The 12,254-nt window shown below is 61.6% G+C and carries 9 protein-coding genes; 5 read left to right on the top strand and 4 right to left on the bottom strand.

Features of this window, described 5'->3' with window-relative positions; genetic code table 11:
• Positions 1-124 precede the first annotated feature (124 nt).
• A complete protein-coding gene (locus AC1DUP_RS23395) occupies positions 125-1,780 on the bottom strand; it encodes an alpha/beta hydrolase (protein WP_477834784.1) in 1,656 nt (551 codons plus the stop codon).
• A 189-nt stretch (positions 1,781-1,969) separates the two neighbouring features.
• On the opposite strand from AC1DUP_RS23395, the gene AC1DUP_RS23390 reads away from it, so the two are divergent.
• The 3 genes from AC1DUP_RS23390 (at position 1,970) to AC1DUP_RS23380 (ending at position 4,520) form a co-directional block, all read left to right on the top strand.
• Positions 1,970-2,407, top strand: coding sequence for a GNAT family N-acetyltransferase (locus AC1DUP_RS23390; RefSeq protein ID WP_477834782.1), 438 nt, complete (start codon positions 1,970-1,972; stop codon positions 2,405-2,407).
• Between the two features lie 104 nt (positions 2,408-2,511).
• Complete coding sequence (locus AC1DUP_RS23385; protein WP_477834780.1) at positions 2,512-4,110, top strand: hypothetical protein; 1,599 nt, start codon at positions 2,512-2,514, stop codon at positions 4,108-4,110.
• A complete protein-coding gene (locus AC1DUP_RS23380) occupies positions 4,107-4,520 on the top strand; it encodes a hypothetical protein (RefSeq protein WP_477834778.1) in 414 nt (137 codons plus the stop codon). The genes AC1DUP_RS23385 and AC1DUP_RS23380 overlap by 4 nt, the downstream gene beginning before the upstream one ends.
• Positions 4,521-4,584: 64 nt before the next feature.
• Here AC1DUP_RS23380 and AC1DUP_RS23375 read toward each other — a convergent pair whose 3' ends face one another.
• On the bottom strand, positions 4,585-5,256 hold the full coding sequence (locus tag AC1DUP_RS23375) for a VOC family protein (RefSeq protein ID WP_477834776.1): 672 nt from the start codon (positions 5,254-5,256) through the stop codon (positions 4,585-4,587).
• Between the two features lie 105 nt (positions 5,257-5,361).
• Entirely contained in the window at positions 5,362-6,279 is a 918-nt protein-coding gene (locus AC1DUP_RS23370; RefSeq protein WP_113297110.1) for a LysR family transcriptional regulator, read from the bottom strand.
• Between the two features lie 117 nt (positions 6,280-6,396).
• Here AC1DUP_RS23370 and AC1DUP_RS23365 point away from each other — a divergent pair, with 117 nt between their 5' ends.
• Positions 6,397-7,266 carry an aldo/keto reductase family oxidoreductase gene (locus tag AC1DUP_RS23365; RefSeq protein ID WP_477834775.1) on the top strand — a complete coding sequence of 290 codons (870 nt, stop codon included), beginning with the start codon at positions 6,397-6,399 and terminating at the stop codon, positions 7,264-7,266.
• Between the two features lie 267 nt (positions 7,267-7,533).
• A complete protein-coding gene (locus tag AC1DUP_RS23360) occupies positions 7,534-8,538 on the top strand; it encodes a carbon-nitrogen hydrolase family protein (protein WP_477834773.1) in 1,005 nt (334 codons plus the stop codon).
• Between the two features lie 412 nt (positions 8,539-8,950).
• Here the strand turns inward: AC1DUP_RS23360 and AC1DUP_RS23355 are convergent, their stop codons facing one another.
• Positions 8,951-12,253 (bottom strand): hypothetical protein, encoded by a 3,303-nt coding sequence (locus AC1DUP_RS23355; protein WP_477834771.1) that lies wholly within the window; start codon positions 12,251-12,253, stop codon positions 8,951-8,953.
• Between the last annotated feature and the right edge of the window lies 1 nt (position 12,254).

The following is a 12,254-nucleotide window of genomic DNA, read 5'->3' as shown; positions in this document are numbered from 1 at the left end:
AACATGTGATCCAGAACACATGATCACAATTTCGTAGTCTATCAAAAGTATAACTCGGAATTTCACCTGAATAATACATTTTTAATATTTCGGCTTCGGCGATGAATGCCCTCGTCCGTTTCATTCACTTTGCAACAGACACCCTCTCGAAATGCACCTTCAACCGCTCAATCTCCTCGGGCGACCATCCGGCCGGGTCCGTCACCGCGACCCAGGCATCGATGTAATGCTGCGGCGCATAGACATGGCCATAGCCCATGGGCGACGTGGTGGCGATCATGGCGTCGAAGCCGAGTTGCAGAGTGGTTACGATCGGAAACCACCGGAAATACGGCGAGACATCAGGACCTCTCTCCCCCTTCATCCAGTCCGGCTCCCGATAAAGCGCGCGCCAGTCGAAAAAGGTGACGGGATCGCTGGCATATTGCAGGAAAACGATGCGGACCGGCCCCCAGGCAGCGTCCGGACGATCGGCGGTCGTCTGCTGATTGGCAAAGCGGATCATGCTGCCATCGCGGAATTGCGGCAGCCAGGCCGGCGATCCGGGGTTCCGGTTTGCCGTAACATGAGCCCATGTGGAACTCGCAAAGGGCGGCCCGCTCCACAAAGCGCCCTGGAACGGATCGGCAAACACGTCGTACAGATTGACGGACGATTGGGAATTCAGTGCCCCGAGGCTCAGTCCGTGCAGATAGAGTTTCGGGCGATGATCGCGCGGCAGTGTCCGCCAATAGGCATAGATTTCGTTGAAAAGTGCTCTTGCCGCATCGGACCCGTATTCAGGCTCGACCATCAATGAGAGCCAGCTGCTGAGATAGGAATATTGCATCGCGACCTCAGCCACATCGCCGCGTAGGAGATATTCGACCGTATCCATGGCCTCGGGATCGACCCAGCCGGTTCCCGTCGGCACGACGACGATCAGGAAGGCCCGCTCGAACGCGCCCTGGCGCTTGAGTTCCGCCAGCGCCAGGCTTGCCCGCGCCTCCGGGCTATCTGCGCTGTTCAAGCCGACATAGACCCTGATGGGCTCCTTTGCGGGAGACTGCAGGAAGGTGCCGATCTGGTCCCGTGTCGGCCCCGATGTGACGAAATGGCGCCCCTGCCGCCCGAGCTCTTCCCAGTTGACGAGCGATGCCGCGCTTCCCGTCTTGCCTTGATCGCCAGGCATCGGCGTATCGTCATCGATCAGCGCGTCGGCCTCCTGAAAGGATGAATCGACGAGGCGCAGCGCAACATGGAACAGCAGACCTTCGGCAATGGCCCAGAACACGAGGATCGACAGCAGGGTTCCGGCAACGGCGGCGATCCGCCTTGGAATGAAACGGCTGGTGCGGGCATAACTGGCAAGAACCATTCGTCTGAAAAGCCGGCCGATCGCGACCAGCAGGATGAAGACGAATGCCGCGGTAAGGACCAGCAGGAAGGGTTCGATCGTGGCGTTGGGAGCAAGCTGCATCAACGCCCGGACGGAATTCTGCCAGGATGACGACTGCCACACGAAAAACGCAGCAATCAAGACGCCTGCTATCACGGCCACGGACCGGGCCAACCGCCCGGTGATAAGCCGGAACGAGGGAATCTCGAGATAGATCCAGAGCCATTGCAGGAAGGCGCCACAACAATATCCGGCCGCCGCACACGTGCCCGACAGCGCGCCTTGCACGAACCACGACCGCGGCATCAGGCTCGGCGTCAGCGACAGACACAGGCCGACCAGCGCGAAGAAAAGACCGGGCCATGAAAGGGGCCTGACAGAAGCTATCGTGGAATGTCGCATGAACACCTTCCAACACGCCGAACGCTGCATTCCCTGTTGTATGACAACACTCGCATACAATCCAGAAGCGATGCGCGTGATCGCATGATAGGCTGCAATATTCGCCTGATACCCCGAAGGCCGAAAACCGCATCACAAAAACCCGCCCCGTTAAGCCACGCCTTTCCCGACCCGAATGCGAGCCGAAAAATGACCGCCATCACCACCCGCATCATCGCCGAGCCGACGGAAGCCGATCACCTCGCAATCCTCAATCCGCTGCTTGCCTTCAACGAGGCGAAGACCCGGGATGACAGGTACAGGCCGCGCGCGATCGCGCTCTCGGACGAGACCGGCCAGGTCGCAGGCGGGCTCTGGGCGAAATTCTACTATGATTGGCTCTTCGTCGAGCTGCTCTTCGTGCCGGAAAGGTTGCGCGGCCGCGGACTGGGCGCAAGCCTGCTGCGGCAGGCTGAAGAATGGACGAAAAAGCAGAGCTGCAACGGCATCTGGCTCGACACCTTCAGCTTCCAGGCACCCGGCTTCTACGAGAAACAGGGCTACACCCTCTTCGGCGCGATCGATGACTATCCGAGCGGGCACCGGCGGATGTTCTTCCACAAGCTGCTGTCTGCCGCCTCGGCGTAGCAGCCGCAGGTCGCAAGGATCGATCGCCTCTCTCATGAATCTTGGTCAGGTCAGGCCGACAACCTTCCTGCGCCTATGGTCTGGAAAACCAGAGGCGCGATCCCATGACCATTTCGAGCGAGATAAATCGATCCGGCCCCTATACCGGGGACGGTGTCACCACGGATTTCGAATACAAGTTCAAGATCCTCGAACCCCAGCATCTGCAGGTGATCCGGACGGATGTCTCGGGCACGGATTCAATTCTGGTGCTCGACGCCGATTACACCGTGACCGGCACTGGCAATGACGGCGGCGGAAGCGCGGTCATCGTACCCGCTCCGGCCGACGGCAGCAGGATAACGCTGCTGCTGGACGTGCCCTTCACCCAGGAAACCGACCTGGAAAACCAGGGCGCCTATTATGCGGAGACCGTAGAGCAGGCGCTTGACCTTGTCGTGATGAGGCTCCAGCAACTCAAGGAAAGAGCGGCCCGCGCAGTCACTATTCCCCCGTCATTCGATTCAGCGACGATCGACCAGCTCATTGCAGACGTTCTGGCGCTCAGCGGCAAAGGCGACGCGCTGGAAGCCGTTGCCGCTGTCTCGCAGTATCTGGAGACCGTGGCTGATATTGCTGATGAGATTCCTGCTGTTGCCGGCCTGACGCAGACCGCCCAGCAGAAAGCCGCTGAAGCCGCTCAGTCGGCGACGAGCGCAAATGCCAGTGCCGGCCTCGCGGCCGCCTATGCAACAAATCCGGAAGATGTTGTGGTTCCAGGTTCGGGCGGACTGTTTTCCGCCTTTCATTGGTATCGCAAGACGCTGGCGATCTACAATGACGTCGCCAATACCCTGGCCGGCTGGGTGCACGGTGCGACTGCAAAGACCGACATCGTCGATGCCGATGAATTCGCCATCGCGGACAGTGCAGCAGGCTGGGGCCTGAAGAAGGTTCTGGCAAGTAGTGTTGTCAAATACGTCTGTGTTTCCACCGGTCTTGATTTCTTTACAGGATTCATTCCCGCTTATGTCGGTGTTACCTCTGTCACCATCGGCCCAGGCGTTGGCTGGTTTGGCGGCAGGAAGCAACAGACCACCGTTGCCACGGCAAAAACGCTTGTTCAGCTGCTCGACACAGGGGCTGTGCAGCCATCAAAGACGTATTTTCTCTATGCCGTTAAGAAGACATCAGATGGCACGACGGATTTCGTGATGTCCCTGTCGGCCTCAGAGGCGGGCGTCACGAAGCCGGTCGGGTGGGAATGCCTGTCTGGGAGCCGCGTGGGCCTCATCATCACCAACGCATCGGGAAACATTGTTCCGTTCTGGCAGACCGGCAATGAGGTCAACACCGACACCTATACGTGGTTCACCGCCAACGCCAATGTGCAGGGCCTGGCGATACCGAGCAATATCCCTGTCGGGCTGAGTGTAGATGTTTGGGTGCTGATTGACACTGTCGTGGCGAGCACGGGACAGGACTGCATCGGGATCGTCTCAGGTGCTGCCGCCGCCAACTACACCACAAGTACCGCCCATCAGGTGCGGTGCCGGTCACGCTCCGGCAACGACTACCCCGACCAGAGCGCGGCGGCAGGCAAGGTGCGAAGCAACGCCGACGGTCAGCTCTGGAGGTACGCCGCGGTGACAAGCACGGCCTGTTCCGCCTCCTTTTTCGTGTGCGGCTGGCATGATTACACCTGCAAGAGGTTATTCGCATGACAACTGTGTATGTTCGCTACGACAGTGCCGGAACTATCCTTGAAATACTCACCCGCGATCAGCCTGATATGATCCTCGTCCCTCATGACGACCAGGAGCCCGCGATTGCGAAATACCTTCGCGATCCGACGGGCTCAGAAGATCGCTTCCCTTCCCTCAGGAAATGGCAGCTCTGGCTCGCAGCGCTCGAACTCGAACCGCCGATTTTCAAGGCCGATGTTCTCTCGGCGGTCAATGGCATGGCAGGGATGTCGGTCAAAGATAAGGAAACCGTGCGCATCATGATCGAAGACGCGCAGGACTATTCCCGTAAAGACCCCCGTATCGATCTGCTCGCGGTGGCCATGGGCATTCCGCCGAACCAGATGGATGATCTTTGGAAGTGGGCGGCCCAGATCGAGCCTGTGTGACATCGGCTCTCGTAAAATGGCGAGCGGGACCGGCCCATCCGGCCGGCGCCGCTCGGCAATCGTCTCATTGCGGCAACGGCTTGCCTGTCTGCTCGGCCATCATGTATTCCGCATACCAGTCCGGCCAGTTCTCGTCGTGCTTTCCGCCATTGCGCTTTTCGTGCTCGCCATGCGCTTCGGCAGCCCGGCGCAATCCCGCGGCGAGGTCTTTCGCCGTACCGAAGGCGGCAAGGTCCGAAGTGATGCGGCCGGCTAGCCGGGCGGTGATTTCCTGGAAAAGCCAGCCATTGCCGTCAGGGTCGTTGAAGGAAGCGAAGGAGCGGTAGCTGCCGCGATCCGGATCGACGCCGCTGACCCGGCGCCGGCCGAAGAGATAGGGCACGTCGGGCCCGCTATAGACCTCACCCTCGGGATGAAAGGCCTCGCTGACCTCGACGCCGCGCTCGCGCAGCTCTTTTCTGATCGCCTCGATATCGGAGACGATGAGATAGAGGCCCTGTGCGGAGCCGGGTGCCGCCGGCGTCACGTTTTTCCCGAAGATGACGGATGCGTTCGAGCCCGGCGGAGTGAACTGGATCACCCGGTAATTGTCACCTGAGGAATAATCGGCATCGAGGCGCCAGCCGAGCCCGCCGTAAAATGCCTTGGCCCGGTCGACATCCGAAACGGGCACGACAATGATCTCCAGCTTCATCTCGCTCGTGCCGTTGCCGGTCATGTTGCTTGCGCTGCTCATGATCTTCCCCCTCCATCGTCATTACGATGGTGTTGTTGATGATGGCGATACGGCGAATGCATCGCCCGCACCCACTCTACCACGTTGCGGGCCGGTGATCTCTGCTCACCCTTCCCGCGGCATCGCCTTGATGAAATCGATGAAAGCGCGCAGTGGAGCGGGCACCAGCCGGCGGCCGGGATAATAGAGGAAGGGGCCGGAAAAGCTTTCCCACCAGGGCTCCAGCACCGGCTCCAGCGCGCCGCTTTCGAAATAGGGCCTGAGCCAGTCCTCGAAGGTGAAGACGATGCCGGTTCCGGCCACCGCCGCATCGACGGCGAGATCCGTACCGCCGCCGTTCTGGACGATCAGCGGGCTCGGCGGATCGACCCTGACGATCTCGCCGTCGCGCTCGAATTCCCAGACCGGAATGGCGCGGCCGGCAAAACGCCCACGGATGCAGGCATGCTCGAGCAGATCGCGCGGATGCTCAGGTCGCCCATGTGCGGCGAGATAGGCAGCTGACGCACCCCCGGCAAAACGCTGGATGCGCGGGCCGATCGGCACGGCGATCATGTCCTGCTCCAGCCGCTCGTCATAGCGGATGCCGGCATCGCAGCCGGCGGCGATGATATCGACGAAATTCTCCTCGGTGACGATCTCCAGCCGAATATCCGGATAGGCTTTCAGGAAAGCCGGCACGATATCGGGCAGCACCAGCCTTGCCGCGCTGACGGGCACATTGAGCTTCAGCGTGCCGGCCGGCCGATCGCGAAAATCCTTCACGAAGTCGAGCGCCGCATCAATCTCGCTGAAGGCGGGGCCGAGCCGTTCCATCAGCCCACGGCCGGCCTCCGTCGGCACCACGCTGCGTGTCGTGCGGTTGAGCAATCGCACGCCGAGTTCCGCTTCCAGCCGCCGCACCGCATCGCTGAGCGCCGATGAGCTCATATGGCCTGCCCGCTCCGCCTCGCGGAAACCGCCGGATCTTGCGACGGCGAGAAAAGCGCTGACATCGCTGATTTCAGGCCCACCTTGTTTCATATTCCAGATCTCACTCATTGTCCTCCACGCAGGACAGCCCGTCCGGATTATAGCCAATTGTCCAACCAATGATCCAGGCCTATCTCCTCTTCGCCTTCAAACGGAGATCCAGAATTCATGTCTACTGTCGAAAAATCGGGAAGCTTCAAACTCGGCGACCGCACGGTGAAGCGGCTCGGCTATGGCGCCATGCAGCTTGCCGGCAAGGGCGTCTTCGGGCCGCCGCGGGATCGTGACGAAGCCATCGCCGTTCTGCGCGAAGCGGTGGAAAGCGGCGTCAACCATATCGACACCAGCGATTTTTATGGCCCGCACGTCACCAACCAGATCATCAGGGAAGCGCTGCATCCCTACAAGGACGATCTCGTCATCGTCACCAAGGTCGGCGCGCTGCGCGGGGCCGACGCCTCCTGGAACCCCGCGTTATCGAAGGAAGAGCTGACCGCGGCTATCCACAGCAACCTGAAAAACCTCGGCCTCGATGTCATCGAGGTGGTGAACCTGCGCGCCATGTTCGATGTACACGGCCCGGCCGAAGGCTCGCTGGAAGCGCCGCTCACGGTTCTGGCCGAATTGCAGCAACAGGGCCTGATCAAGCATATCGGCCTGTCGAATGTCACCGCAAAACAGGTGGATGACGGCCGCAGGATCACCGGGATCGTTGGAGTCCAGAACCAGTACAATCTTGCCAACCGCAGCGACGATGCGCTGATCGACAAGCTTGCCGCTGAGGGAACCGCCTACGTACCCTTCTTCCCGCTCGGCGGCTTCTCGCCGCTGCAATCTTCGACGCTCTCTGAGGTCGCAACCCGCCTCAACGCCACGCCACTGCAGGTGGCGCTTGCCTGGCTCCTCAAGCGTGCGCCCAACATCCTGCTGATCCCCGGCACCTCCTCGCGCGGGCATCTCAGAGAGAACCTCGCTGTCGCAGACATCGACTTGCAGCCCGACGTGATGGCCGAACTCGATGGTATTGCCGCAGCGTAAGACGCCTATTCAACGTGAGGCAAACGGAGCGCGGCGGATCGCCGCCGCGCTCCGACGCCGCCTTACAGCCCCTCCACAGATTGACGAATCGCGCCGGCATCGACATCTTCTGGCTCAGGCGTGGCCTGCGCCCAACCTCCAGCGATCCTCCCCGGCAGGATCTCTCAAGCGGAGGCAAAGGGACTTCCGTCTCGGGTTCGCTAACCTAGGTCCGATCGCTCGGGCGTGGTGGCCGGGGAACATGCGTCCGTGACGGAAAGGCCTACAATGACCCATAACGGAAATCTCAAACGCAGGGTACGCGCCCGCGCCGCGAAAACCGGCGAATCCTACACCTCTGCTCTCAGCCATATCAGCAAACCGAAAACAGAGCCGCAACCGGATGAGCCCGCCGGCAAATCCCTGCGGCTGGCAGTCGCCCAGACCTCGGTCTGCCTCGACCCGCGCGATGCCGAAGCATTCCGTGCAAATGGTGCAGAAATGCGCCACCTGATGCGCCAGGCGAGCGAGGCCGGCGCCCGGCTTCTTCACTTCCCGGAGGGGACGATCTGCTTTCCCCACAAGCGCATCCTCTCCGAAATCGGCCCGGCAGAAATCGGCGCTGCCGATTGGAGCCGCTACCAATGGGAGGTTCTGCGCGAGGAACTGGAGGAAATGAGAAAACTTGCAAGGGAGCTGAAGCTATGGACGGTCTTCGGCGCACCCCACAGGCTTACCCCGCCCCACCGGCCGCACAACAGCCTCTATGTAATCTCCGAGAGCGGCGAACTGGTGACGCGTTATGACGAGCGCCTGCTCTCCCACACGAAGATTTCCTTCATGTATTCGCCGGGCAAGATGCCCGTCACGTTTGTCGTGGACGGCATCCGCTTCGGCTGCGCCGCCGGCATGGAGTCGCATTATCCGGAGATCTTCATCGAATATGAGAGGCTCGATGTGGATTGCGTACTCTTCTCCACATCGGGAGAAACACCCGCCGCGGCACCTCCCTTTGCCGCCGAAGTGCTGGGCCTTGCCGCAAGCAACACCTATTGGGTGAGCTACGCCGCCCACGCGCCGCAAAGCGCGATCGCCCCCTGCGGCATCGCCGCCCCCAATGGCCAATGGGCAGCCCTCTGCCCAGCGGACGGCACGCCCGGCATCGCCTTTGCCGACATTGCCACCAATCCAGCCAACCCCGCCCGCCCCTGGCGGCGCACCGCCCGCGGCGATCTCTACCGGCTGCACCAGATCGAGGGGGATCCGAGAAGCGACAGCCGCGAAGCCTTCTGAAGCCACAAACAGACTGGCGGACACTCAGTCCGCCAGCTTTAAATCACCTAACATATTGTATTTAATACGATTTTCGGCCACGGTAAATCCTAATCCTAAATATCCCTGTCAACTAAAGTCAGACCTAGTACTGCCACAATCTTTTCCCCAAATAGTTGTCGAAACACACAGACCCGACCATTGGGGGTGACGTCTTGGAGTGCTTTCTGAACGAACTCGCTTTATACGCGGCGCGAGCGCTGTGCGAGACGCTCATCGAGCTGGTTTGGGCGCATTGGCGCAAAAAGCGACGTGAGCGCAAGCATGCAGTCGACATGCAAGCTTTCAGAGCCGGTAATGGCATCCAACAGCGGCAGGTTCGTAGCGGAACTGATCCGGTCGGCTTGGCCGACCGACCAGACCATTCGCAGCATCAGTCGCGCACTGCCCGTTTCGCTTCCGGTACCAGCATCCCGTCAATCAACCACCGCCAGTAAGGCAGGCTCGCGAACGGCATCAGCCGGTGGGCCGTGGCAATGTCGCCTTCCGTCATGCCGGGCGCATTGCCTGTGACCGCGCCCTTCGCATTGGCGAGTCCTAGGCCGCCGGCGGCGGAGTGGCTCGCCGGCGCTTTCTGGCTGGCGTCAGGGAAGAGCGTCAATGCGCCGGCATAGACGCCAGGGACACCCATTTTTTCGAGCGCGTTGTTGATTTCGAAGCCGACAGCGAAGATGCCGGAGCGGTCGAGCCCTTCCATTGCCCAGGTGCCGGGATCGTCGGGAAGCTCGCCGCCCGTTTCCAACTGCTTCAGAGCGTAGAGGAAAGCGCCAATCGTCGTCAGGCCGACGATACCGCCGACGAGGCGGGTCTTGTCTTCCGGCAGGCCGCGGATCAGCACGCGTTGATTGGCGGCGATAGTAAGGGATCTGAACCGCAGGAGGGCATGGCCGAGAGGCGTCGATGCAAAGAGCGGCACGTTGTCCGCACCCTTGGTGACGAGGATGGAATCGGCGTCCTTGTTAATCGCGGCGCGGAAGGCGCGGCGGGTGGTTGCGGCTTTCGCATCGTCGCCCCAGCCTTGCGTGTTGGCGACCCTGACGCCATCGAGCGTTTCACCGTGGCTGGCGAACAACCGGCCGAGGTCTTCGGCGCCCTGCTTGCCGATGCCGAGGGCGTCCATATAGGCGCGCTCTTCGGCCGGCAGGGAGGCAAAGCCGCTTTGCGCGGCCTTCTCGGCGTTTGCCAGAATGCGGTTCTGGATGAGGCGCGAAGCGAGCGTCTTTTGAAAATCGTCCCAATGCGTGAGGCCGCTCATGAGCGGGACGCCGGCGGTCATGTTGCCGAGGAAGCGTTCGAACACACGGCCGTCAGCATAGGGATCGGTGATTCCGGCAAGCGAGGCCATGCAGGATGCGAGGATTTTCTCGCCGATGGCGCCGGCAAGCGCGGCTTCCGTCCCGCCGAGCCCGGCCGCCTGCACTCCGCGCAGCATCGGTCCGATTCCGTCCCTGATATGGGCAGAGATGCCATGCACCATTGCCGGGCGCACGGCATCGGCAACCGCGCCGATCTGCAACCCGCCCATCGCCCGCATGTAATTGAAGGTACCGGCGCCGGCCAGGATACGCACCCAGTTCGTGTCTCGGATTTCCGGATGCCCATTGCCGCGCAACATCTCGCGCGCCGCCTGCAGGTCGGCCATATCGGCGCGCTCTTGCAGATCGAGACGCTTCAGCGCAGCCGGATCGTCGCCCGCCCCGGCGCGCAGTTCGGCATAATCCAACCGCACCAGCTCGAAGGCCTCTTTCATGTCAGGCGATCCGAAACGCTCGGCAAGGTCGATATCAGCGGCCATGACGCGGGCATAGCGACGGCCGATGAGATCGGCGTCGTCTTCGAGAAACTTTTCGACGAGCGCGTCGGGAATTTCGAAGCTGCGTTCCTTCAGCGGGCCGCTTGCGGCAAGGGTGAAATTCTCCGGCTGGAAGCCATCGGCCGCCCGGCCGGTCAGCCTGTCGTGGATATCATCGACGATGCCTTCGACATAATCGGCCCGGTCGGCATCGTCCAAGAATTCGAACGTGCCGTGCGAGGCATGGTCGGCAATCCGGCTATCGACCTTGCCGATCCTGGCGAGATCGCTGACAAGGCCGCGATCGGGGTCGGCGGCATCCATGTCGCGGGCGATGCTGCCGGCGACGTATTGGAAGCCCGCCTCGAACTGCTCGAGCGCTTCGTCGGGCAGATGCCTGATGATGCCGCCGGCGAGATCGGCAAGGCCGGCCCCGTGACCAGCCATGCGCCCGACCATGCCGGATTCTAGATCGGCTTTTTCGCTTTCCAGGCTCGAAAGCGTCTTTTCCTTTCCGGCCGCCTCGCGCGCCATTGCGACGGAAACCTGCCCGTCCAAATAGGCGCGCAGGATGGTCTTGAATTCCTGCTTGTCGGCTTCGATCGCCTGAGGATTCCATAGGCGCGAGAAATAGGATTCGGCGGTGGCGGCATTGACGTCTTTTGGCAGCAGACCGCTATCGATCGCCCGCTTCTTCAGGGGCTCGATGACATAGGAGCGCCAGGCGCCCGCGGCTTGCGCGACGCCTTCGATGTCGCTTTTGTCGCCGCGGCGCATGGTGCGCCCGACCTCTTGATAAAACTGCTTTTCGGTCAGCGACAGCCCCGCCTTGCGCGCTTTCGTATAGGCGGCGCGCTGGGCCGCGACGGCCTGCGAAACGGGCCCGCGGGTGAATTCGTGCATGGTCGTCCCGGCGGCGATATCGCCCTCGCCCGCCATAGTCTTCGTCAGGTAGACGGGGTTTTCCATCATCTGCGAACCGATCTGGCGCGCGGAGGCGGAAGGGCTGTGCAGCGTGCGCAGGAGCGGATTGAGCTTTGCCGTGTCTCTGGCAACGTCTGACGCCGCGGGCCTGGCAATGGAGAGATCGGCGGATGTTTCCGGCCGCGTGCCTGCGTCATCGGCGGACGACGGAACGGAAAAGCCCATCATTTCTGCATGAAGCGTGTTCGTGCCGGCATCGAATCCCGGCGCTTTGGCGGCGTCGAAGGCGCGCGCGGCGGCGGCGTGTTCAAGGCGCGTCATGAGAAAGGCGCGGCGGCCGCCCATCACGCTCCTAAAAAGTGCCGAGCCACCGATGTGCTTCAACGACTCGTCGACCGTGCGCAATTCCTGGCTGGCGTGCAAGCCCGCCTCCTGCGCGGCCTTGGAGGCGGCGCCGGCGGCCCCTGCGCGCAGCGCGGATCGGATGATGGAATAGCCCTTGCCGACCTTCACCGGCGCGGTGGCCGGAATAAGAGAGGTCACATCGAGGAAGGCCGCCGCGAGATTCATGGCCTGCCCGAACAGTCCGGCCCGCTCCAGAACCTCGCGGTCCCTGTTCTCCTGATCGATATCCGCCTTCACCGCATCCATCGCCTTCTTGTTGAAGACATCGAGGAAATGATCGCCGTATTCTTCGTAGCCTTTCAGGTTCTCCGGATCGAAGGGGCGAAAATCATGGTCGATATCGTAATAGCCTCCCGTCGCCTTTTCGTAGAGCTTGTTCGACGTGACGGTCGAGCCAATAAGATTGCTCTTTCGCAATGCTGCGAAGGCCGTCGTGAAGGCCGTCGTAATGACATCGGGACGTGGGGCGGGAGCCGGCGCGCCCACCTGCTGCTGGAGGAGATAATCGGATTCCAGGGGTGTCTCGGGGCTCGCCCGGCTTTCATCGAATGGCATG

This window comes from Rhizobium sp. 01L419 (genome assembly GCF_056400025.1).
The sequence above is the reverse complement of the archived record's forward strand: the minus strand, read 5'-3'. Positions and strand labels throughout refer to the sequence as shown.